The organism is Flavobacterium sufflavum, assembly GCF_004016525.1.
GTDB lineage: Bacteria > Bacteroidota > Bacteroidia > Flavobacteriales > Flavobacteriaceae > Flavobacterium > Flavobacterium sufflavum.
In genome coordinates, this window is the sequence record NZ_SACJ01000002.1 from 502,604 (window position 1) to 527,264 (window position 24,661).

At 34.5% G+C, this 24,661-nt stretch carries 26 protein-coding genes; 6 read left to right on the plus strand and 20 right to left on the minus strand.

Features of this window, described 5'->3' with window-relative positions; genetic code table 11:
• Positions 1–82: 82 nt before the first annotated feature.
• The 13 genes from EOD40_RS05185 to EOD40_RS05245 all read right to left on the minus strand — a co-directional run bounded on the left by EOD40_RS05185 (position 83) and on the right by EOD40_RS05245 (position 9,028).
• The gene (locus EOD40_RS05185) at positions 83–466 is read right to left on the minus strand and encodes a DUF3037 domain-containing protein (protein ID WP_128193829.1); all 384 of its coding nucleotides are present in this window, start codon (positions 464–466) and stop codon (positions 83–85) included.
• Complete coding sequence (locus tag EOD40_RS05190; protein WP_128193830.1) at positions 444–1,232, minus strand: HipA family kinase; 789 nt, start codon at positions 1,230–1,232, stop codon at positions 444–446. Before EOD40_RS05190 ends, EOD40_RS05185 begins: the two co-directional genes overlap by 23 nt.
• A 180-nt stretch (positions 1,233–1,412) precedes the next feature.
• Entirely contained in the window at positions 1,413–2,285 is an 873-nt protein-coding gene (gene fabD, locus EOD40_RS05195; protein WP_128193831.1) for an ACP S-malonyltransferase, read from the minus strand.
• A gap of 181 nt (positions 2,286–2,466) precedes the next feature.
• Positions 2,467–2,994, minus strand: coding sequence for a YceI family protein (locus EOD40_RS05200; RefSeq protein WP_128193832.1), 528 nt, complete (start codon positions 2,992–2,994; stop codon positions 2,467–2,469).
• A gap of 115 nt (positions 2,995–3,109) precedes the next feature.
• Positions 3,110–3,832: a hypothetical protein gene (locus EOD40_RS05205; RefSeq protein ID WP_128193833.1), complete on the minus strand. Its 723-nt coding sequence runs from the start codon at positions 3,830–3,832 to the stop codon at positions 3,110–3,112.
• Positions 3,833–3,906: 74 nt separating this feature from the next.
• A complete protein-coding gene (locus EOD40_RS05210; protein ID WP_128193834.1) occupies positions 3,907–5,295 on the minus strand; it encodes a sensor histidine kinase in 1,389 nt (462 codons plus the stop codon).
• Positions 5,296–5,298: 3 nt separating this feature from the next.
• Positions 5,299–5,973 (minus strand): response regulator transcription factor, encoded by a 675-nt coding sequence (locus tag EOD40_RS05215; protein WP_128193835.1) that lies wholly within the window; start codon positions 5,971–5,973, stop codon positions 5,299–5,301.
• A 182-nt stretch (positions 5,974–6,155) separates the two neighbouring features.
• On the minus strand, positions 6,156–6,686 hold the full coding sequence (locus tag EOD40_RS05220; RefSeq protein ID WP_128193836.1) for an NADPH-dependent FMN reductase: 531 nt from the start codon (positions 6,684–6,686) through the stop codon (positions 6,156–6,158).
• A complete protein-coding gene (locus EOD40_RS05225; protein WP_128193837.1) occupies positions 6,679–6,912 on the minus strand; it encodes a (4Fe-4S)-binding protein in 234 nt (77 codons plus the stop codon). Before EOD40_RS05225 ends, EOD40_RS05220 begins: the two co-directional genes overlap by 8 nt.
• A 2-nt stretch (positions 6,913–6,914) precedes the next feature.
• Positions 6,915–7,322, minus strand: coding sequence for an OsmC family protein (locus tag EOD40_RS05230; protein WP_128193838.1), 408 nt, complete (start codon positions 7,320–7,322; stop codon positions 6,915–6,917).
• A gap of 27 nt (positions 7,323–7,349) precedes the next feature.
• Positions 7,350–7,634: a GNAT family N-acetyltransferase gene (locus EOD40_RS05235; protein ID WP_128193839.1), complete on the minus strand. Its 285-nt coding sequence runs from the start codon at positions 7,632–7,634 to the stop codon at positions 7,350–7,352.
• A gap of 12 nt (positions 7,635–7,646) precedes the next feature.
• Complete coding sequence (locus EOD40_RS05240; RefSeq protein WP_128193840.1) at positions 7,647–8,363, minus strand: pirin family protein; 717 nt, start codon at positions 8,361–8,363, stop codon at positions 7,647–7,649.
• 89 nt (positions 8,364–8,452) lie between these two features.
• Positions 8,453–9,028, minus strand: a complete 576-nt coding sequence (locus EOD40_RS05245) for a Crp/Fnr family transcriptional regulator (protein ID WP_128193841.1) — start codon at positions 9,026–9,028, stop codon at positions 8,453–8,455.
• Between the two features lie 314 nt (positions 9,029–9,342).
• On the opposite strand from EOD40_RS05245, the gene EOD40_RS05250 reads away from it, so the two are divergent.
• The 4 genes from EOD40_RS05250 to EOD40_RS05265 all read left to right on the plus strand — a co-directional run bounded on the left by EOD40_RS05250 (position 9,343) and on the right by EOD40_RS05265 (position 16,272).
• Positions 9,343–9,909: an RNA polymerase sigma factor gene (locus EOD40_RS05250; RefSeq protein WP_231129581.1), complete on the plus strand. Its 567-nt coding sequence runs from the start codon at positions 9,343–9,345 to the stop codon at positions 9,907–9,909.
• 155 nt (positions 9,910–10,064) lie between these two features.
• Positions 10,065–11,252, plus strand: a complete 1,188-nt coding sequence (locus tag EOD40_RS05255; protein ID WP_128193843.1) for a FecR family protein — start codon at positions 10,065–10,067, stop codon at positions 11,250–11,252.
• A 98-nt stretch (positions 11,253–11,350) separates the two neighbouring features.
• Entirely contained in the window at positions 11,351–14,830 is a 3,480-nt protein-coding gene (locus EOD40_RS05260; RefSeq protein WP_128193844.1) for a SusC/RagA family TonB-linked outer membrane protein, read from the plus strand.
• Positions 14,831–14,862: 32 nt separating this feature from the next.
• Positions 14,863–16,272, plus strand: a complete 1,410-nt coding sequence (locus EOD40_RS05265; protein ID WP_128193845.1) for a RagB/SusD family nutrient uptake outer membrane protein — start codon at positions 14,863–14,865, stop codon at positions 16,270–16,272.
• Between the two features lie 94 nt (positions 16,273–16,366).
• Here EOD40_RS05265 and EOD40_RS05270 read toward each other — a convergent pair whose 3' ends face one another.
• Positions 16,367–16,729: a DUF983 domain-containing protein gene (locus EOD40_RS05270; protein WP_128193846.1), complete on the minus strand. Its 363-nt coding sequence runs from the start codon at positions 16,727–16,729 to the stop codon at positions 16,367–16,369.
• A gap of 91 nt (positions 16,730–16,820) precedes the next feature.
• Here EOD40_RS05270 and EOD40_RS05275 point away from each other — a divergent pair, with 91 nt between their 5' ends.
• Positions 16,821–17,690, plus strand: coding sequence for a helix-turn-helix domain-containing protein (locus tag EOD40_RS05275; RefSeq protein ID WP_128193847.1), 870 nt, complete (start codon positions 16,821–16,823; stop codon positions 17,688–17,690).
• Positions 17,691–17,817: 127 nt separating this feature from the next.
• Here the strand turns inward: EOD40_RS05275 and EOD40_RS05280 are convergent, their stop codons facing one another.
• From EOD40_RS05280 to EOD40_RS05305, 6 genes are all read right to left on the minus strand, one after another.
• Positions 17,818–18,753, minus strand: a complete 936-nt coding sequence (locus EOD40_RS05280; protein WP_128193848.1) for an alpha/beta hydrolase — start codon at positions 18,751–18,753, stop codon at positions 17,818–17,820.
• Between the two features lie 66 nt (positions 18,754–18,819).
• A complete protein-coding gene (locus tag EOD40_RS05285; RefSeq protein ID WP_128193849.1) occupies positions 18,820–19,410 on the minus strand; it encodes a cyclic nucleotide-binding domain-containing protein in 591 nt (196 codons plus the stop codon).
• 32 nt (positions 19,411–19,442) lie between these two features.
• Entirely contained in the window at positions 19,443–20,606 is a 1,164-nt protein-coding gene (purT, locus tag EOD40_RS05290) for a formate-dependent phosphoribosylglycinamide formyltransferase (RefSeq protein WP_128193850.1), read from the minus strand.
• Between the two features lie 467 nt (positions 20,607–21,073).
• Positions 21,074–21,622, minus strand: a complete 549-nt coding sequence (locus EOD40_RS05295) for a hypothetical protein (RefSeq protein WP_128193851.1) — start codon at positions 21,620–21,622, stop codon at positions 21,074–21,076.
• A gap of 138 nt (positions 21,623–21,760) precedes the next feature.
• On the minus strand, positions 21,761–22,132 hold the full coding sequence (locus EOD40_RS05300) for a hypothetical protein (protein WP_128193852.1): 372 nt from the start codon (positions 22,130–22,132) through the stop codon (positions 21,761–21,763).
• 440 nt (positions 22,133–22,572) lie between these two features.
• On the minus strand, positions 22,573–23,661 hold the full coding sequence (locus EOD40_RS05305; protein WP_128193853.1) for a mandelate racemase/muconate lactonizing enzyme family protein: 1,089 nt from the start codon (positions 23,659–23,661) through the stop codon (positions 22,573–22,575).
• 132 nt (positions 23,662–23,793) lie between these two features.
• On the opposite strand from EOD40_RS05305, the gene EOD40_RS05310 reads away from it, so the two are divergent.
• Entirely contained in the window at positions 23,794–24,645 is an 852-nt protein-coding gene (locus EOD40_RS05310) for an AraC family transcriptional regulator (RefSeq protein ID WP_128193854.1), read from the plus strand.
• Positions 24,646–24,661 lie beyond the last annotated feature (16 nt).

Genomic DNA, 24,661 nt, shown 5'->3' on the forward strand with positions numbered 1-24,661 from the left:
TATTTAAAACGTTGTCTTTCAAATATAAAAAAATCCCCGTAAACTTTCGCTTACGGAGATGTATTTATGAAAACAATTCTTTTTACAAGACTAATTCAGAATATAGTTTTTCGAAAGTCTGGTCTAAATCGCTGCTAAATCCCGAATGGGGTCTTGAGGTTTGAATACTCGAACTTTTAACAGCAGTGAGCCATCTAAATCGTTCGTCTTTTTCAAATTGAGCAATAGGTCCCGCTTCTTTTTTGCCTTCGCAAATGGCTACAAAAGAATCTAAATTGATTTTGAGTTGGTCTAAATCAAATTCACTGCAAAACGAACTGATTTTAGCAACAGGAATTTGATATTGAATTCGTAAATATTTCTGACGCTTGGAATAAAGCATCAAACCTACATTTATAAATTCTTCGCGTTCTACTCTTGGTACAACACGAATGATAGCATAATCATATAAGTGTTGTTCGTGCATCTTGAGCTTGTTTTAAAAATATTTCAGCATTTTTCAAGCGTAAGCTTAAAAACTGGAAATAGACGTTTTTAATTTCTTCCGGAGTTATCGTTTGATCTTTCCATTGCAACCAGTCTTCAGGAATTTGATTTACAATTTCTTTTAAAATCGAATCATTTAATAGCCTTGAACATTGTACATGTGCTTCTTCAAGTTTTGATGCCTTTGGTAATAAAACATGATCTTTAATTAATGCAAATGGTGTAAGTGCAGTTTTCTCCCAGTTAATCCAGGAATGATGAAAATAAAAAGAAGCTCCGTGATCAATAAGCCAAAGTTCTTTTTTCCAAATTAAAAGATTGGTGTTTTTAAAGGTTCGGTCAACATTAGTAATAAAAGCATCTAACCAAACAATTTTTGATGCCAATAAAGCTTCGCAATCATTTGCAGCGGCATCAAAGGTAATTGCTCCTGATAAATAGTGTAGCCCTAAATTTAAACCCTGACTAAATTTTAATAAATCCTGAATTTCTTCGTCAGCTTCTGTTCTTCCAAAGGCTTCGTCTAAGTGTGCAAAAACTAATTCAGGAACTGGTAAACCTAATTGTTTTGCTATTTGACCACCTAAAAATTCAGCAATTAATGCTTTTACCCCATGACCTGCTCCTCTAAATTTTAATACATATTTAAAATCATCGTCGGCTTCTGCTAAGGCAGGTAAGGAGCCACCTTCCCGAAGTGGCGTAATGTATCGTATAACGTTTACTGTTCGTAAATCTAAATTCATAAGAAAGTATTCTTAAAAACAAAGATAACTATTAGCGTTTATTATTTCGGAATAGCCTAATTTCTTTTTAAAACAAAAAATCCTCACAAACCGAAGTTTATGAGGATTCTATTTATTATAGTGTTGATTTTTAATTCTGAAATCTAATCCCGATAACTATCGGGACTGCAATCTGCAATTTTATGCATTTGCAGTAGCTGCTTCTTTATTGATTTTTCCAATTAATCCAGCCAATACTTTTCCTGGACCTACTTCGGTAAATAAAGTAGCACCGTCAGCAATCATTTGTTGTACTGATTGTGTCCATTTCACAGGAGCTGTTAATTGAATGATTAGATTTTTCTTAATCTCATTTGCATCCGAAACCGCACTTGCAGTTACGTTTTGATACACTGGGCAAATAGGAGCAGAGAAAGTAGTTGCTTCGATTGCAGCAGCTAGTTCTTCTCTTGCCGGCTCCATCATTGGTGAGTGAAAAGCACCACCAACAGGTAATAATAAAGCACGTTTTGCACCTGCTTCTTTCATTTTTTCGCAAGCTAATTCTACGGCTTTAAATTCTCCTGAAATTACTAATTGTCCAGGGCAGTTATAGTTGGCAGCCACTACAACTCCGTCGATAGAAGCACAAACTTCTTCCACAATATTATCTGCTAATCCTAAAACAGCAGCCATAGTTGAAGGAGTGATTTCGCAGGCTTTTTGCATCGCCAAAGCTCTTTGAGAAACTAATTTTAATCCGTCTTCAAAAGACAAAGCACCATTGGCAACCAAAGCTGAAAATTCGCCTAAAGAATGTCCCGCTACCATTTCCGGTTTGAAATCTTCTAAAGTTTTAGCTAAGATTACCGAGTGTAAAAATACTGCCGGTTGCGTAACTTTAGTTTCTTTCAATTCTTCTGCAGTTCCTTCAAACATAATGTCTGTGATGCGGAAACCTAATATTTCGTTTGCTTTTTCAAACAATTCTTTTGCTAATGGAGAGTTTTCATATAAGTCTTTGCCCATTCCTGTAAACTGCGCACCCTGACCTGGAAATACGTATGCCTTCATATTTTTTTAATTTAAAAATTGAAATATTTATAGATTGAAATATTAGATTCAATCGGGATGCAAAAGTAGTATTTTTTTAGGATTTATATGAAAAGATAAAAATGGATAAAAGAAAACCTCCCTGCTTGCTAATGAAGTAGGGAGGTTTGTATGTGAAGAAAATCAGTTTTTGTGAGATTCTTTATAGTTTTATTAATTGTAATTCGATGTTCAGTTTTACATCTTCGCCTACTAAAACACCACCAGTTTCTAAAGCCGAGTTCCAGTTCAATCCCCATTCTTTACGGTTTATTTTACCAGAAATATTCAATCCTGCTTTAGTATTTCCCCAAGGGTCTTTCATTAATCCGCTGAATTCGGTAGGAAGCTTAACCGTTTTTGTTACTCCTCTTAAACTTAAATCGCCTGTTAGTTCATAATCATCACCATTTTTAGTCAAAGAAGTAGCTTTGAAAGTGAGTTTAGGAAAGTTTTCAGCGTCAAAAAAATCACCACTTTTTAAATGATTGTCCCTGTCAGTGTTGTTGGTGTTAATCGAATCGATGTTTGCAGAGAATTCGATATTTGCGTTTTCGAAGTTGTCATCTTCGGCTGTGATTGTAGCGTCGTATGATTCAAATTTTCCTGAAACATTTGTAAACATCATGTGTTTTACTTTAAATCCAATTTCTGAGTGTGTCGAGTCAATTGCCCATTTTGTAGTTGCCATAATTTTATTTTTTTAAATTGTTATTTTATTTTGATATGACAAATTTATGGCAACAATACAGCTGTGTCACTTAACCTAGATTAAGAAATAAAAAACGGGATATTAACTTTGGAATTTAAGCTATCTCTTCGTATAAAGATAAAATCGGTAAACCAAAATTTTCGGTTGCACTTGGGTTTTGTTTTTTGAGTTTAATCTTTTTTGGTTTTCTGGTTTCGATTAAAAGATTGATTTTGTTTTTTGTAATAGCTTCTTTTAGCAATGATTCGAAGTTTTCAGGATTTTGGTCACTAAAAATTTTAGCCTGACTCACGATTCTAAAATTAAAACGATTCGGAATTAATTCCTGTAAATCCTCAATTTGAAGTTTTGATTTTGTTTGTTCCAGATACATTGCTTTGGTTAAATCGTACTCTTCGAAATTTGGACTTAGATGCAAAATTGGGCATTTGCAATTACTCAGAATTTGGACAAATTGATTGTGGATTCTTTTTTCGGCGTTTCTGAACGAAGGCGTCAAAATGGTCAATTCAATTTCAAGATGTTCAATTAAATTTCGCATCAATGGTGTCGAAATTCCATATTGATAATGGATTTTTAGATTGCAGTTTTGAGAAATAGCAATTAATTCTCTACAATATTCTAATACATTTTTTTGCGAAACGCTCATGTCGCTTTTCATGCTTCTTAGAAATGTAGCCGAAGAATAAGTGTTTGGAATGTCGTTAACTAATGCTAAAAAGATAGTGCAGTCTTTACCTTGAGATTGCTGGACGGCTACTTTGATAGCATTTATAGTATCTGATTCTAATGTTGAAGGTATTAATAAGTTTTTCATATGTATTGTTTTAATTATACATACAAAATAAGGGGTTGAATATTAGAGGGTTCTTGGATTAAAATTAGAATTCCCTAAGATTTTAGATTAGAATTTTTAATGTTGGTTTTTTCGAAGGTAATATTAACAACCGTTCCTTTTCCAGTTTCCGATTGAATTTGAAGTTCTCCGCTGTGCATTCGGATAATTTTCATGGCCAATGGCAATCCAAGTCCGTAGCCATTGTATTTAGAAGCGATTTTTCCTCTAAAGAAAGGTTCGTACAAATACGGAATATCTTCAGGTGGAATTCCAATACCAATATCAGTAATGGCAATTTTAATCTTAGACTTGTCTGCGGTAAGGTTGACAAAAACTTCATCGTTATCCGAATATTTTACACCGTTTGAAATAATATTATTCAAAGCCAATTCTAATAATGGTCGGTTGCAGGGAATGGTCAATAGCGATTCGTCTTCCGGAATAGCATTCAGTTTAATGTTAACCCGATTATTAGGGAAAAGCGTGTCTATCGAAGCTTTTACCTCTAAAAGAATTTCGTCAATTCGGGCAATGTCTAATACTTGCTTGGTTCCGTCATAGCCGGTTTGGGTCAATTTTAAAAGGCTTTCGGTTAGGTTTCCTAATTTGGAAGCCTGCCTGTTGATGTTTTCTAACGAATGAATGTACTCTTCAGTTTCTCTTTCTTTTAAGAGCATAATTTCAGTTTCGGCAATAATGGTCGTAATTGGTGTTTTTAACTCATGCGAAGCATTATTAATAAAATTAGCCTGGATTTCGAACGAAGTTTCTAATCGGTCCAGCATGTCGTTGAAGGTTTTGGTAAGATCAGTAATCTCATCTTTTCCATCGGCATCCGCTAATCGGTTATGAAGATTAGAAGCACTGATTCTATGCACTTCTTTTGTGATTCGGGCGATTGGATCAATTACTGTTCGGGCTAAAAACTTACCAAAAAAGTAAGCCAGAATGATAAAACCGATACCTCCAAAGATTAAAAGTTGCAAGATATAAATGGTACTCGTATTGCCACGGCGGTCTTTGGCTGTAACAATTACAATGTGTTTTTGCCCGGCTTCACTAAAAATTTGTCCGTAATAATAGCGGTAATCTTCTTCAATCCAGCCGGAACCTTTTTTCATTACATCGTCATAAAATTCATGAGGAAGATGTAAATCGGTGTTGTATTCAAAAGAATTGCTGCTGTTTACTTTTAATTCATAATCTTTTTCCTCAATGAGTTCTTCTAAGCCGCCTTTTTTGAATTTTTGAAAAGAATCTTTGTTTTCCTGATTTTTTTGGAAATAGGCCGATGAAGCGATTTTGGCCCTATCCTGAAGCCTTTTTATAAAATAATATTCATTGTTTTGCTTGAACAGAAAAAAAACAGCTATACACAACAGCAAAGTGCTAAAGCACGATAGCGCAATATAAGTAATGGTGATTTTTTTTCTAATTTGCATGAATTATGGTTTTATAATGTAGCCTAAGCCTTTGATGGTATGGATTAATTTGTTTTGATAAGGTTTGTCTATTTTGTTTCTCAGATAGTTGATGTAAACATCAACCACATTAGTATTCATGTCAAAATTAATATCCCAAACATTATCCAATATTTTTTCCCGGGACAAAATAGTTTCGGCATTGTTTGCCAAATAGTATAATAATTTGAATTCTTTAGCGGTTAATTGAATCAGCTCTCCATTTCTTTTGACCGATTTTGCTCTTCTGTCAATTTCTAAATCATCAATCTGGATTAAGTCATTCGGTCTGTGTTCCTGATTTGATCTTCGGGCTAAGGCTGCTATCCGCGCTTCCAGTTCCGAAAATTTAAAAGGTTTTGCCAGGTAATCATCGGCACCGGCATTCAATCCGGTAACAATGTTTTCGGTAGTTCCCAGAGCGGTTAAAAGTAAAATTGGTACAAAGTTTTTAGCGGCTCTTAATCGTCTGCAAATTTCGATTCCGTTAATATCAGGAAGCATGATGTCTAAAATTACGACATCAAAATTATGGTTCAAAATCATTTCCAGCCCTGTTGTACCGTCAAGGGCTACACTTACCTCATTATTTTTTTCAGAGAGACCTTTTCGAATAATCGATAAAAGGTTGGGTTCGTCTTCAATAATGAGTAGTTTCATAAATGATTTTTTAATTCTACTTCAAAAATAGATATTGTCTTCTTAAAAATTTGCAAAATAATGACTAATCTTATTTTTTTATCAAAATCGTAGCTTTTGTTAAAAAAGGAGATATTGTTTTTATAAAAAAAGAAAGCGCTACCAGAAGTAACGCTTTCTAAAAATAGGGTTTGAATTATTTTTTAAAGTTCGATTGATTGTATGATTTCAAGCAAATCGCCTTTTAGTTTTTCATTTGTAATCCCTTCTTCGCTGTTGAAATTTTCACCAAAACTTGGCAAAGAAAAACTTCCTTTTACATTAGCACCCTGAAAAGGGAAACGGTTTTTTGCAATTTCTAAAACGCTAAGTCCTCCTCTTAGGCCTGGAGAAGTAGCGAGGATCAGGGTTTGCTTTTCCTGGAAAAATTTAGGATTCACTCGGGAAGTCCAGTCAAAAATATTTTTGAAAGCGGTTGAATAAGCGCCATTATGTTCGGCAAGCGAAACAATAACTAAATCGGCAGTTCCTATTTTATTGAAAAAGTCTTTTGCTAATTCAGGAATACCATTTTGAGATTCTCTGTCCAAAGAAAAAATAGGCATTTCGTAATCGTTTAAGTCTAAAACTTCTACATCAGTGTTTTCAAATTGTGATGCAGCATAAGTTGCCAGTTGTTTGTTAATTGAATTTGTACTTGAGGAAGCACCAAAGGCGATAATTTTTTTAGTCATTTTTCTTGTTTAAAAAGTAGGTTAAAGCTCCCGAAGGACATTTATTTACAGTATCGATAATTTTTTCTGTTGTTGAAGCCTCCGGTCTTATCCAGGGCTTTTCTTTGGGATGAAATACATCCGGATTATTGTGGACGCAATTAGCCGAATGGATGCATTTTGCTGATTGCCATACAATGGTAACTTCACCATTAGTATATTCTTTTTTGATGTCTTTTGGATTCATAATTACAATAGTGTATTAATAGTTACTTTTCCTTTTAAGATTTTAGAAACGGGGCATTTGTCAGCAATTAGTAGTAATCGTTCTTTTTGTTCTTGAGTAATATCAGTAGAAAAAGAAATTTGTCTTGAAAAAATAGTTTCAAATTCACCGTCTAATTCCTGTGTCGCGTTGAGAGTTATATTGATTTCAGGAATATTCCAGCCTTTTCGGTCAATGTACATTCGCAGAGTTGCCAGTGTACATCCTGCTAAAGAAGCAAAGAGGGTTGAAAAAGGATCAGGACCTATATCTTTTCCTCCATTGCTTTCGGGTTCATCCATAATCAATTGACCATTACGCCAGGAAATAGTACACAAATATTTTTGCGAACCGATTGTTCCAACAATGTCTTTCTCTAGTAAGTTTCCCATTTTTTTAAATTAATTCTTTAAAGACAATTATAAAACATCCCTAAATTCAGGAGTTTTGTCAAAAACTTTTTTTGCAAAAGGACACAGAGGGAGAATTGTTATTTCTTTTTCTCTGGCAAATAAAACTGCTTTCTCCACCATTTTCTTTCCAAAGTTTTTACCATTGTGTCCTGGATTTACTTCGGTATGATCAATAATGATTTTATGAGGTCCAGCGAAAACAAAGGTCATTCTTGCTTCAATCTTGTCTTCGATTTTGACATAAAAATAACCTTTTTTTTCGTTGTATTCTAGTCCTATAATTTCGTTCATAGACTTTTATTATTAGTATTTCATTGGAATTTCCATTAATAAAAATTTAGCATCAGTCGTTGCTTTGATATCCAAAGTTTTAAAATCAGTGATTCCATAACCGTCACGGGTTTCTAATTCCTGACCATCAACATTTACAGTTCCTGAAATTACAAAAATATAGATTCCGTTTCCTTCTTTTTTAATTTCGTATGTTTTAGCAAAATCTTTGTCAAAGTCAGCTAAATGGAACCAGGCGTCCTGGTGAATCCAAACACCTGCATCATCTGGATTTGGAGACAATATTTGAGCAAAATTATTTTTTTGTTCTGCTGTGTCTAAAGTAATTTGTTGGTATCTAGGTGTTACATTTCTGGTTTTAGGAAACAACCAAATTTGGAACAATTTAGTTCTTTGATCTGCATTTGGGTTAAATTCGCTGTGCTGAATTCCTGTTCCGGCGCTCATAACTTGTACGTCACCTGTTTTGATGGTAGCGGCATTTCCCATGCTGTCTTTGTGAGCCAAATCGCCTTCCAATGGAATGGTGATGATTTCCATATTATCGTGAGGATGTGTTCCAAAACCCATTCCAGCTGCAACGGTGTCATCATTCAAAACGCGAAGTGAACCAAACTGTACTCTATCCGGATTGTACCAGCTAGCGAAACTAAAACTGTGATAAGCGTTTAACCATCCGTGATCTGCGTGTCCTCTTGTATCTGCTTTGTGTAAAACTGTAGTTGCCATGATATTTTTTGTTTATTGATTATTACATTACAAATGTACATCCGCCATAAGCGTTTTGCACTTAACCTAGATTAAGAAGTGACCACGGATCATTTTTTTAGCAATCGGCTTTTCATTTTACTGAAAAATTCAGGTGTTACACCTATATAAGAAGCAATTTGTTTTTGAGGGATTTTATGGGTAAGATTACCATATCTTTTGTTGAATTTGTCAAAGCGTTCTTCTGCCGATAAACTCAAATTATCCATTAGTCGGTCTTGATGGGCTACTAATGAATTTTCAGTAAGGATTCTAAAAAAGCGTTCCAGTTTAGGAATTTCGGTATAAAGTTGTTCCTGATTTTCTTTGGATAGCAATACTAATTCGGCATCTTCTAATACTTCGATAAACAGATTTCCGGGTTTTTGCGAAATTAAACTGTACATATCGCCCATCCACCATCCTTCGCAGGCAAAGCTTAAAACGTGTTCGACAATGTTATCATTGATATTGAAGCTTCTTAAAATACCGGAGTTTACAAAATAAGAGTATTTGCAAATTTGCCCCGAATTGAGCAGAATACTTTTGGCTTTGTAATGATGAATTTCAGTTTTACTTAAGAAAAGTTCTTTTTCTTCGGCTGTTAGCTGAACGTGTTTTTCTATATTGGTTAAAATCAGGGACATTATTGTTTTTTAAAAATTGACTCTGCAAGATAGTTATTTTGCTTTGTTTGTTCTTTCGTTAATTTAATAATTCTTAAACCAATCGAAACAAATCATAAGGCAAAGTGGGGTTTAGCTTAGGAAGAAAAAATAGCTCAGTTCTAATATTGCGTGTTTTTTATACATTAATTAGTTAATATTGCTATATTAGTATTGTGCAGAGTTCTAAATGAGAATTTTGATACAAAACCGGGAGATTTATAGTAAGACAATAATTAAGCGGTCTATATAAGCAATTCATAATGACTGAAACAAAAGCAATTAATAATAAACTATTGGTTACAGCACTTATGGTGGGTAATGAAAAAGCTTTTAGTGAGCTTTTTAATACCTACTGTAACGATGTTTATGCTTATAGTTTAAGTATGCTTAAAAATCAGGCTCTGGCAGAAGAAATTGTTCAGGATGTATTCTTAAATATTTGGTTACACAGAGACCGACTTAATGCTGATTTATCTTTTAAATCCTATGTGTTTACTATTACACGTAACTTAACATTTAATCTTATTAGTAAAGTAGCCAATAGCCATAAGCTTAAAGAAGAAGTATTTTATGTCAGTCAAAAGTCATACAGCCCAATTGAGGATATTATTGATGAAGCTGATTATGATGTTATAAAACAAAAGGCTATTGAACAACTGCCACCCAAACGCAGAGCTATTTTTGAAATGTCACGTAATGAAGAAATGAGCTATGAAGAAATAAGCAAGGAATTGAATATTTCGGTAAGTACTGTAAAAGGTCAAATGAGCAAAGCCTTAGCCGATATTAGAAATTTTTTGGAGACTCATGGAGATGTTACACTTCTGATAACTCTTCTTTCATCTCGTTGGCTGGAATAATGATTCGTTAATTATTACCTTTTCTTTCTTTTATATTTTCCATTCCTTTCTATTTATTTCTTTTTAGTTATTATTTTTCTATTTTTCGAAAAAAATAATAATACTGAATAGTACTTTTCCTTTTCTCATCTGTATTATATATAAGAACGTATATTATGCAACACGATAGCCATACCCAAAATTTATTAAAAAAGTTCATTCTCAATCAATGTTCCGAACAGGAGGTTGATGAAGTTGTACAGTATATTCAGGAGTTAACCGAATCTAGCAGACTACCAACTGTAGAAGAAGTGTTGGCAATTTTAGATGATAAGCCAATGCTGACCGAGCTTGATGCTATGCGTATTAGGGATAAAATACTAGCTACTCCCCAAAAAGAACAAAAGATACCTCTAAAAAAGAAATCCCATTTTATGAAATATGCAGCTGCAGCTGTTTTCATAGGTGTTTTAACTACAGCTTATTTTTTTAAGGATGTTCTTTTTAATCAGCCAGTCCAAACTATTCCGGTAATAGTTAATCGGGATACTAAAAATGTTGTTGAACCGGGTACTGATAAGGCGGTACTTACGTTAGCGAACGGTTCGCAAGTAGTTTTAGCCAATGGAGCTTCGGTGAAAACACAAAATGCCAAAAGTAATGGTGAGGAAATTATTTATGATTCCCAAAAAGGGAATGCAAATGAAATGGTCTACAATTATTTGACTATTCCCAGAGGAGGGAAATTCTCTATTACATTGTCTGATGGCACCCAAGTATGGTTAAATTCTGAAACTAAATTAAAATTCCCGGTAGCTTTTATTGAAGGACAAACCAGAAAAGTAGAATTGGTTTACGGGGAAGCCTATTTTGATGTTTCGCCTAGTACAAAACACAAAGGAGCTCATTTCAAAGTGCTTAATAATAAACAGGAAGTGGAGGTTATTGGTACCGAATTTAATATCAAAGCTTATAAAGACGAAGCCAGTATTTATACAACTTTAGTTGAAGGAAAAGTGGATGTGAGTATTGAAAATAGAAAACAAAGATTAATGCCAAACCAACAATTAAGTTTAAACATCGCAACCAGCAGTTCGGTTATAAAAAATGTAGATGTTTATAATGAAATAGCATGGAAAGAAGGGGTTTTTAGTTTCGAAAAAATAACACTTAAGGATATGATGAAAGTGTTGTCCCGTTGGTATGATTTTGATGTTGTATTCAAAAATAAAGCAATTGAAAATGAAATTTTTGATGGGGTTATAAGGAAAACCCAAAGTCTGGATGAAATTTTGAGAAGTATTAAGAATTTTAAAATTATAAAAAACTATGAGATAAAAGACAAAGAAGTAATTCTGGAATAAGAAATCGGGAAGAAGTAGCACATCCCTCAGTGTTTACTAATCCCAGCTATTTAAATCGATTAAACTATTGTATAACCAACCAAACCAAACCAAAAATTATGGAAATTAAAGTACGTAATGCCTTTATTCCCGTTAGAGAAAGGCTAATTAAAACTGCTATGAGAGCGTTTATCTTTTTATGGTGTACCAATGTTTTTTGTCTCAATGTAGGCAAGACATTTGCACAAGCGAATGTGACTATCGAAAAGGATCAATCGGTAACAATTTTTCAGGTTTTTAAAATTATCAAGCAACAAACTGATTTGAATTTTGTGTATCCCAGAAAGGTTTTTAAAGACATTCCGGATGTTGAATTAAAAAAAGGTACCATTGCAGTAACTAAATTATTAGGACAATGCCTTTCGAAAAACAATCTCAATTTTGAGCTAACGGATGATAATACCATCTTAATTAAAGAAAAGGCAGTAGTTGTAAATAAGGCAGTACAGCAAAAAACAATAAGCGGAAAAATTACCGACGGTTCAGGACAGCCTATTCCTGGAGCAAATATTGTTGAAAAAGGAACCACAAACGGAGTTCAGAGTGATTTTGACGGTAAGTTTTCATTAAGTGTAAAAAGCGAAAAAGCAATATTAGTGGTTTCTTATATTGGTTTTACAACAAAAGAAATTCCGTTAAATGGGCAGAGTAATCTTGTGATTAAATTACAGGAAGACTCAGCTAAACTGGAGGAAGTAGTTGTTGTTGGTTACGGTTCTGTTAAGAAAAAGGACTTGACCGGAGCTGTGGTTTCTGTTGGTGCAGAAAAACTGGAAGGCAGGTCGAATACTAACGTGCTTCAATCGCTTGCTGGACAGGCTACGGGTGTTCAAATTACACAATCTCAGGGTGCTCCTGGTCTTGCACCAACTGTAAAAGTACGTGGTGCTTCTTCGATAAATGCAGGAACTACTCCGCTTTATGTTATTGATGGAATTCCATTGGAAGACAGTTCAACAAATTCAACTGATACAGGAATTACCACGGGTAGTAACCTGAGTTTTAACCGAAATCCACTAAATTTCATTAATCCTAATGATATTGAGTCGATTGATATCCTGAAAGATGCATCTTCGGCAGCTATTTATGGTTCAAGAGGAGCAAATGGTGTTGTTATCATTACAACTAAGCAAGGAAAAGCCGGTAAAACTAAGATTGATGCAACTATAGAAACTGGTTTTTCTCATGTTAACCGTACGACTAAGATGATGAATGCTTCCGAATTTATTGCTTTCAACACAGCTGCCAGAAATAATTCATGGGCAACAATTGTTGCTGCAAATCCAACGGCTACAAGAGGACTTAATGTAACTGTTCCTGTTGAATTTTCTGATCCAGCGTGGCTTGCCCGTATTGGTAATGGAACGGACTGGCAGGATGTTGCACTTAGAACTGCACACAACAAAAATTTTCAATTATCGGCTTCCGGAGGTAATGAAAAAACGCAATTCATGGCGTCATTGGGCTTTTTAGATTCAGAAGGTGTTGTTGACAGAAATACTTATGATAGAATAAACCTAAGATCAAATATTAAGCATAAGTTTAATGATAATATCCGTATGGGATTGAACATTGGTCTTAGCCGTGCAAAAGAAGCTCCTTACGGAACAGGTGGAAAAAGTGATGTGGTGAGTTTGGCTTTACAAAGTGATCCGTTTTTTCCATTGTATGTTGAAACAGGAAGTTTAGGATTTAAAGATCCTGCTTCAATTTGGAATACCTTTTCTAAATATGGTTTCCAACTTTGGCATCCTTATTCATTAACAAGAGAAGCATCCACTAAAAAAACAACTAATATATCTACAATCACTTCTTATTTGGAGTGGGATGTTATTAAAGATTTGACGTTTAAAACTTCTGCGAGTTCTAATATTGAGAATACATTTTATAATTTCTATTGGAATGCAGGTCAGAACTGGGGTTACTCAGGATGGGTGCCGGCTCAGGCTGATTTCAAAACATTACAATCCAATAACTGGATTTCGGAAACTACACTGAATTACAATAAGACATTTAATGAGGCTCACACATTAAATTTATTGGCGGGTTATTCTGCTCAGGAACAAACTACAGATACCAGCAGTATGACAGCGGGTAGTTTCCCGAATGATTTAGTGCATACGTTGAATGCGGGTGTTGTGAATGCCGGTAATACTTTTTCAGAAGAGTGGTCGTTAGTTTCTTATTTGGCTCGTGCTAATTATTCTTATAAAGGTAAATATTTGGCATCGGCGGCAATTAGAGCAGATGGTTCTTCCCGTTTTGGAGCCAATAACAGATGGGGGTATTTCCCGTCGGGATCGCTTGCATGGCGTATCTCTGAAGAATCTTTCCTGAAAGATGTTTCATGGATAAGCAACCTGAAAGTTAGGTTAAGTTATGGAGCAACGGGTAACAATTCGATTCCAAATTATGGATCGATTGGAACATTAGGGTATAGCCCTTATGTAAGTTCCGGAACTGTGAACCAGGGGATTTATACATCAAATTTTGCTGATAAAAATTTGAAATGGGAAAAAACGGGTCAAACTAACTTTGGAGTTGATTTCAGTGTATTTAACGGGCGCGTGAAGTTTACAGGTGATATCTATTATTCTAAAACGAAAGATTTATTACTTAATGTGCCTATTCCAATCCTTTCAGGATTCTCTTCTACTTTGACTAATATCGGCGAGCTTGAAAACAGAGGGATTGAATTAAATCTTAGCACACAAAATATTGACAGCGAATTCAAGTGGAGCACTGATTTTAATATTTCTGCTAATAGAAACAAAGTATTGAAACTGGGTGCTAACGATGCTCCAATAGATATTAATGTGAGTAGTATGACATCGCGCACAGCTGTAGGAGAACCAATAGGTATGTACTATGGTTATGTAATTGATGGTGTAATCATGTCAAAAGCTGAGTTGGATAGCAAAGCTTATCCGGTATGGCCAGGCAGTGAAGCGGGTGACCCAAGGGTAAGGGATGTCAATAATGATGGTAAAATTGATTCTAATGACCGTACCTATTTAGGGAATTACCAACCTAATTTTCAATGGGGGATGACAAATAATTTTTCTTATGCAGGATTTGAACTTTCAGTTTTGTTACGCGGTTCACAAGGTGGCGAAATTCTTAACCATAATGCCCGATATTTAAAATCAGGTGTTGGTGGTGGTAACCGTAACATGTATGCTGAAGTAAATAATTACTGGAAGTCGGATGCTGAGCCAGGAAACGGAATGATTCCTAAACCTCGTATGTTGCCAACTACTGTTCGTGATTTTGGATCCAGTTACTGGGTTGAAGACGGATCATTCGTTCGTATCCAAAATATTCGTATGGGCTATAATTTGCCAAAAACATTAGTTAATAAAATGAAGCTAAGTAACGTAAAATTATATGTGAATTTGGAAAATGTACATGTATTCTCTGATTATTTAGGTTACGATCCGGAAGGTAGTACTTATCAATCAGGTGTATTGGTAGGCTTTGATTATGGTGCTTATCCAAATCCTTTTACGGCTACTGCTGGACTAAATATTAGTTTTTAATCATCCGGATCAATCATTTAAAACTTAAGAAAATGAAAAAAATAACATACATCATACTTTTTTGCAACTTATTCCTATTGGGATGTAGTTCTGATTTTTTAGATAAAGCACCTATTTCAAATGCTAATGAGGAAAATTTCTATAAATCCCAAAAAGATATAGAAACAGGGCTATGGTCTGCTTATAATTCGCTTTATACCTTGTACGGTCCTGAAAGTTTGCCTTCTTTTTATGGCGAGTTAATGTCTGATAATGCATACAGTGATAATGCAGCCGGAAGGATTCAGGATTACGAAAGTTTTGAATTGCACACGATGTCTATCGATAATGAGTTAGTGTTCAATTTCTGGAATAATTATTATAAGGCACTTTATACTGTAAATAACATTATTGCTAATGCCGAAAAACTGGATTTTGCCAGTAGAGATGCTTTAATAGGCGAAGCCAAGTTTTTACGTGCTTTGTATTATTTTGACATGGTTCGTGCCTGGGGCGATGTGCCATTGGTTACAACTCCGCTAAGTATTGCTAATGCTTATTCACAAGGACGTACGCCAAAAGATCAGGTTTATGCTCAAATTGTTGCCGATCTTGATTTTGCTGCCGCTAAATTGCCGGTAAAAACAAGTCAGCGTTTTGTAGGTGCGGCCAGCCAGGAAGCAGCTAATACTTTGCTGGGTAAAGTTTATCTAACTATGGGGAATAAAACAAAAGCTGCTGAAACTTTGTTGAAAGTTTATGGTAAATTTAGTCTGGTACCTTACGCTGATTTATGGAATTTAACTAAGAAAAATGGTGCGTCTTCTATTTTTGAGATTCAATATAAAGGTGGAGTATCTAATCCTTATAGTTTGTATTGGGCTATGTTTTCACCGGTTGATAATCGTGTGGTTACTGCCTGGGGAGGAGGATTTAATCAGGTTACCAATGATTTATGGAATGCTTATGAAACAGGTGACCCAAGAAGAGATATTTCTATCCAAAATGGGTACACAACCCCTAGCGGATCATTTGTCAATGTGAAATTTCCAATTAAATGGAAAGATAAAACAGCTCCTGTTGCCGGTTTAAGAGAAGCTTCGGATAATAACTTTATCGTTCTTCGTTATGCAGATGTCCTTTTAATGCTAACAGAAGCAACTTCAGATCCAAAATACCTAAACGAAGTTCGTGCTCGTGTTGGCTTACCGGCTTATGGAGCGATAGGTTATCCTGCTCAGTACAATACGGTAGCTCTTGCTCTGGAACATGAAAATCAGGTAGAATTTGCATGCGAATTCCACCGTTGGTTTGATTTAATAAGAACCGGAAGAGCGATTCCGGTAATTAAAGCTAGTGGTAAAAATATTACTACTACTGAAGCTAAATTACTATTGCCAATTCCGTTTTTAGTAATTAACCAAAATCCGGGTGTGATTACTCAAAATGAAGCTTATAAATAGATATTAGAATTTAATTTGTGTTAGTGTTAGTTTAGTCAGGAGATAGACTGCTTGCTTGTCGAATAGACAGTTAAGCGGTCTTTCTTTTTTTGTTTTAATTCGAATAATTCTTAAACATATAAATCCATAATAATCTTGATAATCTTATGTTTAATGGTGACAAAGCGATTATTACGCCCATAATAATGGGGATAATTCTTAAGTCGAATGTTTCTTTAAAAAAGAAATGAGCTATAACATAAGTTGCAATTCCCTGGGTTACTGTAAGTCCGTAATTAACATACATGGCACCAAAAAAATAACCCGGTTCTTTTTTGAATTTATAATGACAATGCGAACAGTATTCGTTCATTTTAGGAAAACTGAATTTGAAAAAAATACTATTTTCTTTAAAAAATTTCCCTTGATGACAATGGGGACAATCGTTGTTCAGGATGTGAAGGATTGTATTTGACATGATTTCTATTTTTTTATCAAAGGTATTTATTATCAATCTGCCAGCTATTTTCTATATTCGCTTATTATAGGACAAAAAAGACATTTTTAGGATGAAAAAATATCCCATCTATAGTATTGAACAGTTTAACTGCAATTCGGTAACGAGCGATTTGTATATCAATACTTTTAAAAATCATTTGCTTAATCATAGTTTTGTAGAAAAACCGCATCGTCATAATTTTTATTTGCTGGTTTTTTTTACCAATGGTTCGGGAATTCATGAGGTCGATTTTGATCGCTTTGATATTCGTCCGGGAAGCGTTTTTGTCTTGCAGCCAGGACAAATGCATCATTGGATTTTATCAGAAGATATAGAAGGATTCATTGTTTTTTATACTGCCGAAATGTATAATTTGTATTTTGGAAATAAGACAATCGAAGATTATCCGTTTTATTTTTCGGTAAAAAATAGTCCGGAAATTATATTGGAAGAAGCCGAAATAAAATCCATTTTGCCTTATTTCGAAAATTTGATTGCCGAAATGCAAACGAATAAAGTATTGAAACGGGATAAAATAATGAACTTGTTGGATATTATTCACATTGAACTGGCTCGTAAATACAGCGAAATTTATATTCATGAAGCGCATTCGTACAATGTGAAAATTAAAAATCTGGAACAGCTTTTAGAGACGAAATTTAAAGAAGAAAAATCGGCGGCGTTTTATGCCTCAGCATTAAATGTCAGTTTGAAGCATTTGAACCGAATTTGCAATGAAATCCTAAAAAAAACAACCACCGAAGTGATTGTTGATAGGGTTATGCTGGAAGCCAAACGAATGTTGCTCGATAAAAACTGGACGGTTAATGAAATTGCAATCGAGTTGGGCTATGACGATTACTCTTATTTTACGCGTTTGTTTAAAAAACACACGAGTGTAACACCCACAGCTTTTCGATTATTAAAAACAATGTTCTAGTACTATAGCGAATTTGGGATTAAATTAAGCCCATTAATTGAATTTGTCAAATCATCTCAAATAAAAACCAACTTTCCATTTAGCCAATTGCCCAAATCCGTTGTAATAACTTTAGTAACAGGTGTTTTTATTTCAATGATTTTACAAATTCATCTGCATACTTTATTAATTGATTAAGAGATTTTTCTTCCATTGGATAATGTCCACCATCTTCTAATATTTTCACAGTATAAGGTGCTTTAATTCCTTTCATTGATATTTTACTCAACTCTAATGGTGTCCATTTGTCTTTGTCAGGTTGTGTTAATAAAATTGGACATTTATCAAATTCATTAACCGGGATTGGTAATTTGTAATTCATATACTCATACAAAAATTGTAGTTGTACGTTGGCTGCTGCGGAAGCTTTATCTTTCATAAAGATCTTTAAGGCTTCTGGATGATTGGTAAGATAATTCATTTTGGAAACAGCTTTCATAGGAATTGAAAATCTTTTGAAACCTATTTTTTTTAATAAATTCATCATCGGAAACATAAACCAATTTGTACTTCCGTACTTTGCTGTTTGTTTTCCAACCGTCTTGTCATCATTTTTTAAAAAACACATTCCTATAATACCGTGAATTTCATTCATAAAGCAAGATGAATTATAACATATCATACCACCGGCACTTAACCCATAAAGTATTGGTTTTTTATAATCTCGCTTTGTTTCAGCATTTACAAAGTCCGCAAAACAATGTACCCAATCATCATAAGTAATATCTTTTTGGTTTACCTCCGTCATTCCATAGCCTAAGTTATCAATCGCAACAACATCGTAACCTAATTCCGCCATTTTATGACCAAATATCATATTTAATTGTCTTCCGTTTGTACCAACACCATGATGCAGGAAAATTCTGTATTCTGATGTGGGATTTGGATATCTGTCAAGATGAATTTTGTTTCCGTTCCAATCCCAAGTTTCTTCAAGAGGAAGTTGTTCGTCTGTGATCTGAAATTCTTTTGGAAGTAAATTGTTCAATTGTTTCCAAGCTGTGTTTGAATTATAAGTTTTCATTTTTTGTTGATTTAAAATTAATAGTACAAAGTTCTAAATCAATAATTTAAATGCTCTTAAATTAATTTAAGAAATGAGTTTAGCTTTTAATTTACTTAACCAAACTGGAGTTATTCCCATAAAGCTAGCTATATTTTGAGCGGGAAAACGTTTAAATAGAAAAGGATGAGTTTCATAAAGCCAACTCAAATATTCTTCACTTGTTAAACCTAATTGAAAGTTACGGAATAAATCTAGTGTGACAAAAAGCTCTTCTGTTTTATGAATGTAATATTGAAGCAATTGGATGTCTTTTTGTACAAATGCAAATAAAAAGTCGAAATCAAAAGCAAGAACAATGGATTTTTCATTTGCTTTAATTTCATAATTTGTTTTTTGATGAAAATAGACGGTATCGTAAGATTTAAAAAATTCGTGAAAACTTTCTGTGTGAAACATTATAGTTTTTTCTTCACCTCTGGAAGTAATGATATTCCTTATAAAACTTCCTTCTACTACAAAATAAATTTGTCTATCCTTTGTTTGAAATTTAATAAGAGGTTCGTTTTTGTTGAGAATAATAACATCACATTTTTGCTCAAGTTCAGCAAAAAGTTCTTGGTTTTCAATTGGAGGTAGCTTATTTGCTAAAATCGAAAAATATGATGATGCATTCATTTTCAGAGAATCTTGTTGATACTTGCTACTAACTAAGGATTTACAGTTACTAAACTCGCGGCTTTTACAGCACGTTCCACAACTTCTTCTACTGGAGTTTCTAAAGAATCGCTTGTCAAAGCTACGCCCATTCTTCGGTAAGGTCTTGAAGATGGTTTGCCAAAGATTCTGAAATCGGTTTTAGCTAAGGCAGCAATTTTTTCTATTCCGGTATATGTTGGATTGGCACTGTTTTCCGAAGCCAAGATTACAGCACTTGCTCCTGTTTTTTCTAAGGTGATTTCAAAAATAGGTAAACTTAAAATTGCTCGAAGATGCAATTCGAATTCATTAAAATTTTGTGTTCCGGCTAACGTTACCATTCCGGTATCATGCGGACGAGGAGACAATTCAGAGAAATAAACGCCATCATCGGCTATGAAAAATTCAACGCCAAAAAGTCCTGCGCCACCCAAGGCTTCAGTAACTTTTTTGGCCATATCCTGCGCTTCGTATAAATCTTTATCAGAAATTCGGGCGGGTTGCCAGCTTTCCTGATAATCGCCACGTTCTTGTCTGTGACCAATAGGAGCACAGAATAAAGTGCGGCGGTTGTTTTGGGTAACGGTTAATAAAGTAATCTCGGAATTGAATTTTACAAAAGCTTCCACAATTACTTCTACCACATCTCCACGCGAACCCGCAACGGCATATTCCCATGCTTTTTCGATGTCAGCTTCGGTTTTTATCGTAGATTGTCCTTTTCCTGACGATGACATCAATGGTTTTACTACACAAGGAATCCCGACTTCTAGAACGCCTTTTCGTAACTCTTCGGCTGTTGTGGCATAACGATATTCGGCAGTTTTCAATCCTAATTCTTTAGAAGCTAAGTCACGAATGGCTTTGCGATTCATCGTAAAGTTGGCCGCCTTAGCCGATGGAACAACGGTAATTCCCTGTTTTTCGTAATCGTAAAAGCGTTCGGTTCTGATAGCTTCTATTTCGGGAACGATGAAATCGGGATTGTGTTTAGCAACAATTTTATCTAAAGCGTCGCCGTCCAACATATTAATCACTTCAAAATCGTGAGCGACTTGCATAGCAGGAGCATTTAGATAGCTGTCAACTGCAATTACAGTTTGCCCGATGCGTTGCGCAGCGATTACAAATTCTTTACCAAGTTCGCCTGAGCCGAGAAGAAGGATTTTTGCCATTTTATATTTTATTGCGAGGAACGAAGCAATCTCACTACGAGAATTACTAATGAATAATTAAAAAACAAAAATAGTTTAAAATTTGGAGTATTGCGACTTCAAATTTTAAACTATTTTCAGCAACGCGATTAATTTTAAGTATAAATGAATTCTGTTGCAAACGCTTGTTTTTGTGTTTTATTAGTAATTGGGTATGCGTTGAAAACGAGCGCTATTTTGTAACTCATAGTGACAAAATTTATAAATTTTTCACAAAGTAATTCCGCAAACTGAGTCATTGCGAGGAACGAAGCAATCTCACAATAAATTTTATAGATTATAGGAAGACGTGCGAAGTCAGGAGATATTCGCACAGCATTCCTAATTATATTTTGTTGTTAGATGAAGACTTCGAAGAGTGGGGAAGAATTCTGTAATTTAATTTTGGTCTTTATAGTTTTATCTTATGGGGACAAGCGTGACGTAATTTATTTTTTAAGTTTCTCAATTTCATCCAAACTTCTAATAGCTAAATTTAAAGCATTATCTTCTTCTTCTTGGGTCAATTCAATTCCGTGAATTGCTTTACTGCAAATTTTAATTACATAGTTTAAATTATCTACTGTTGATTTTGATAAGATATTCAATCCATACATAGTATAAAGTATTTTTTGAGGAGAAGAATATTCATTTGTTTGTAACTTATTTTTATTAGCTAAATCTCTTATAGTTATCTCTAAGTGTCGACGCAATTTTGCTAATGCATTCCAGGTTTGACCTGTTTCATACTCAAGTATTATAGGGATTAAATCCATTGAAATATTGGCACTATATTCTCTGCTATTTTCTGGAGCAATAATTTTTTGACTTAATTTTTCTTCAGTGCCTATATAGTTAACAATTGTCTGAACGTATTTATTAACTATTTTTTGAATTTTTTTGTTGGCAGAATATTCTTTTATAGTTACTTGTCCTAAATTTTTGTCAAGATATTTGCCTAATAATTTTATATCAAATGAATCTATTAATTCATCCAAAGATTTCTCTCTTATATCGTCGAGTGATTTAGTTTGTTTTTTTTTTATTGAAATAAATAGCTAATAGAGTAGCTACCATAGAAAGTATCCCTGTTAAACTAGAAATAGTAGTAATAATATTTTGAAAATCCTCCATAATTACTGATTAAGAATTGATCTATATAAGGAAAGGAAAGGACGTATCTTTTTTAAATCGCTTAGTAATTTGATTGCTGAAATGTATTCTCGTGTTATCAAATTTAACTCGTACATTTTATAAAAGCCATATGAAGCTGTTGCAAGTGAAAAGCAAAAAGCTATTATTATTTCTTGAAGATTAACTTTAAATTCTTGTTTGAAATATGATATGCTTAATGCGACAATAATAGAAACAGCAGCACCGATTGTGCCTTTTATAGTCATCGTTGTTTTGTCATAATACCAATCAAAAGCTTTTTGTACTTTTTCTTCGGCGTCTTCAATGTCTTCTGATGCCAAATCAATTAAATCTATTATTCTAATATCACTCATATCTCGATTTAGATGGCTGTGTTAGTAAATTGCTGTTAACTTGTATATAGGTTTGATAGCTATCCGCTATCGTATTTATTTCTCAAATATATAAAAATATCCTACAAAATATTTCTGCAACTCGTTTTCTTTCTCAATCATTTTATTTAAGGTTTTCAATTGGATTTGCAGTTTTTCTATTTGGGAGTTTTATTGGTGTTGAGGTAAATCCAGATGCTATTGTGGTAACAGGATTATGGGTTAGGGATAGTAGTGGAAATCCTTTTATTTTTTCTTTAAAAATAAAAGATTGTAACGGATAGCCCGACCTCGTTGTTGAAACAAAATAAATTGGAATTACAATTTTCAACAACGAGGGAACCCCATAAACAAAAAAATAGTTTAAAATTTGGAGTATTGTCACTTCAAATCTTAAACTATTTTAGAAAAAGGAGTTGTTTTTATAACTTAATTTCAGTCATTCGGTCATCGATAAAACCGAATCCCCAACCCGGTAAATCGTGCGGTTTTGCAAAACCATCCTGGATAACCATAGGATTGTCAATTAATGGATCGACCCAGTCAAAAGATTCTACGCCCACGCCATTTGAAATGGTACACAACAACGGAACATCGTAATCCTTGTAATAATGCGGGAGCACAGGCAGGTGGAAACTTTTAGCCAAAGCTGCACTTTCGCGCCAGGCTTCGACACCGCCAATTCTCAAAATATCGGGTTGCCAAATGTCCAAGGCATTTCTGGTAGCTAATTCTCTAAGCGGCAAAGTATCGAATTCTCTTTCTCCCATAGCTAGTGAAATTCCGGTTTGGTTTTTCAGGATTTCGTAGCCCTGAAAATTCTGGTGATGGATAGGTTCTTCAAACCAGTTGATGTTTAAATCCCGGGCTTCACGAGCCAGTTTCATTGCCGATGGCAAATCCATTCCTTGGTTGGCATCCATCATAATATCTACTTTGTCGCCCACGGCTTCGCGCACTAAACGCAAACGCTCCACATCGGTGCTGACTTTTGGCGAACCTACTTTTATTTTTACCGCTTTGAAACCTCTGTCGGCATAATTGGTCACTTCTTCAATCAATTCATCGATGGAGTAGGAAATCCAACCGCCGCTTCCGTAAATGGATACTTTTTCTTTGTGTGTGCCTAAGATTTTATGGATGGGTTGTCCTAAAGTTTTACCCCAGGCATCCCACATGGCAATGTTGATGGCGGCTTGTGCCCAACGCAATACGCCCTGGTTTCCAAAATATTCGGCTAAGTCGTCCAATTTTTGGTAAACTGCCGCAGTTTCGTTGGCCTTATAGCCTTTTATGACCGGAATAATATCTTTTAGTGCACCTACAATGGCATTGGGAGAATATTGAAAAGACAATAAATAGGATTCGCCAATGACACCGTTTTCCAGTTGGATTCGCATTACGATAAATGAAATTTCGGTTAGCGTATGTGTGGCATCCGATATTGGTTTTTTAAGTGTAGTGGAAGCCTTGTATAATTTGACGTCTCTGATGGCAGTATCTGTATTCATGCTATGTTGTTTTAGATATGCAATATTACAACTCTAAAAGCAACACTATTTACACAATAAATGGATTTTTAAACACTATATTGATAAAGAATAGTGTATTTTTAATCTTTATTAAACCATTATAGTGTAAAAATGAAAGCTGAATACCGAAGTATAAGTCCATCGCCGGGTAGTTCTTTTAAAACGACTTTGTTTGAAGGCAAAGAATTTATTGCTTCCTGGCATTTTCATCCTCAATATGAGCTGACTTATATTCTGGGAAGTAGTGGAATCCGATATGTGGGAGATAATATGGGGAATTTTGAATATGGCGACTTGGTTTTGGTCGGTTCTAATTTGCCGCATTGCTGGAAAACCATTGGCGAACAAAAAGAAGAAGTACGCTGTATTATTGTGCAATGGGACGAAGAAATGCTCGAAGATTGGTTAGAGAAAAAAGAATTCCAGCACATTAAGCAACTCCTTGCTTTGGCTTCAAGAGGAATTCGGTTTGATTTTGAAACGGCTTTGAAGGTGGAGAGTAAGTTGTTAGCCTTGGTTGAATTGCCTCCTTTTGAGCGGCTTTTGTCTTTTTTGCAAATATTACAGGAATTAGCAGTGAATGCGAATCATCACTTTTTAGCTGGCGAAGGTTTTACAACTAATTTGACCATTAAAGAAAGTGAGCGGGTGAATTTGATTTACAATTATGTGAAGGAATATTACAACCAGCAAATTAGTCTGGACGATGTTTCTAAAAAAATAGCGATGAACAAAGAATCCTTTTGCCGTTTTTTTAAGAAGACCTTTCGCAAATCTTTTTTTGAATTTATCAATGAATACAAAATTAGTATGGCAACCAAAATGCTTATCAATACTGATTTAACCGCTTCTGAAATTGGTTACGAAGTGGGTTATAATAATTTGAGTTTTTTTAATCGACAGTTCAATAAGTTTGTAAAAATGTCGCCTTCTAAGTATCGAAAGATGTATCGGGATATTTAATAAAAAAAGCCCCAAG

Excerpts from the sequence above, each read along its gene's own strand:
- EOD40_RS05210 (WP_128193834.1), bottom strand. The coding sequence starts at position 5,295 with ATGCAAATTAGAAAAAAAATCACCATTACTTATATTGCGCTATCGTGC.
- EOD40_RS05260 (WP_128193844.1), top strand. The coding sequence starts at position 11,351 with ATGGAAATTAAAGTACGTAATGCCTTTATTCCCGTTAGAGAAAGGCTA.
- EOD40_RS05240 (WP_128193840.1), bottom strand. The coding sequence starts at position 8,363 with ATGGCAACTACAGTTTTACACAAAGCAGATACAAGAGGACACGCAGAT.
- EOD40_RS05270 (WP_128193846.1), bottom strand. The coding sequence starts at position 16,729 with ATGTCAAATACAATCCTTCACATCCTGAACAACGATTGTCCCCATTGT.
- EOD40_RS05275 (WP_128193847.1), top strand. The coding sequence starts at position 16,821 with ATGAAAAAATATCCCATCTATAGTATTGAACAGTTTAACTGCAATTCG.
- EOD40_RS05220 (WP_128193836.1), bottom strand. The coding sequence starts at position 6,686 with ATGACTAAAAAAATTATCGCCTTTGGTGCTTCCTCAAGTACAAATTCA.
- purT (WP_128193850.1), bottom strand. The coding sequence starts at position 20,606 with ATGGCAAAAATCCTTCTTCTCGGCTCAGGCGAACTTGGTAAAGAATTT.
- EOD40_RS05245 (WP_128193841.1), bottom strand. The coding sequence starts at position 9,028 with ATGTCCCTGATTTTAACCAATATAGAAAAACACGTTCAGCTAACAGCC.
- EOD40_RS05305 (WP_128193853.1), bottom strand. The coding sequence starts at position 23,661 with ATGAATACAGATACTGCCATCAGAGACGTCAAATTATACAAGGCTTCC.
- EOD40_RS05300 (WP_128193852.1), bottom strand. The coding sequence starts at position 22,132 with ATGAGTGATATTAGAATAATAGATTTAATTGATTTGGCATCAGAAGAC.
- fabD (WP_128193831.1), bottom strand. The coding sequence starts at position 2,285 with ATGAAGGCATACGTATTTCCAGGTCAGGGTGCGCAGTTTACAGGAATG.
- EOD40_RS05285 (WP_128193849.1), bottom strand. The coding sequence starts at position 19,410 with ATGAATGCATCATCATATTTTTCGATTTTAGCAAATAAGCTACCTCCA.
- EOD40_RS05280 (WP_128193848.1), bottom strand. The coding sequence starts at position 18,753 with ATGAAAACTTATAATTCAAACACAGCTTGGAAACAATTGAACAATTTA.
- EOD40_RS05200 (WP_128193832.1), bottom strand. The coding sequence starts at position 2,994 with ATGGCAACTACAAAATGGGCAATTGACTCGACACACTCAGAAATTGGA.
- EOD40_RS05255 (WP_128193843.1), top strand. The coding sequence starts at position 10,065 with ATGCAACACGATAGCCATACCCAAAATTTATTAAAAAAGTTCATTCTC.
- EOD40_RS05230 (WP_128193838.1), bottom strand. The coding sequence starts at position 7,322 with ATGGGAAACTTACTAGAGAAAGACATTGTTGGAACAATCGGTTCGCAA.
- EOD40_RS05310 (WP_128193854.1), top strand. The coding sequence starts at position 23,794 with ATGAAAGCTGAATACCGAAGTATAAGTCCATCGCCGGGTAGTTCTTTT.
- EOD40_RS05185 (WP_128193829.1), bottom strand. The coding sequence starts at position 466 with ATGCACGAACAACACTTATATGATTATGCTATCATTCGTGTTGTACCA.
- EOD40_RS05215 (WP_128193835.1), bottom strand. The coding sequence starts at position 5,973 with ATGAAACTACTCATTATTGAAGACGAACCCAACCTTTTATCGATTATT.
- EOD40_RS05265 (WP_128193845.1), top strand. The coding sequence starts at position 14,863 with ATGAAAAAAATAACATACATCATACTTTTTTGCAACTTATTCCTATTG.
- EOD40_RS05235 (WP_128193839.1), bottom strand. The coding sequence starts at position 7,634 with ATGAACGAAATTATAGGACTAGAATACAACGAAAAAAAAGGTTATTTT.
- EOD40_RS05225 (WP_128193837.1), bottom strand. The coding sequence starts at position 6,912 with ATGAATCCAAAAGACATCAAAAAAGAATATACTAATGGTGAAGTTACC.
- EOD40_RS05205 (WP_128193833.1), bottom strand. The coding sequence starts at position 3,832 with ATGAAAAACTTATTAATACCTTCAACATTAGAATCAGATACTATAAAT.
- EOD40_RS05190 (WP_128193830.1), bottom strand. The coding sequence starts at position 1,232 with ATGAATTTAGATTTACGAACAGTAAACGTTATACGATACATTACGCCA.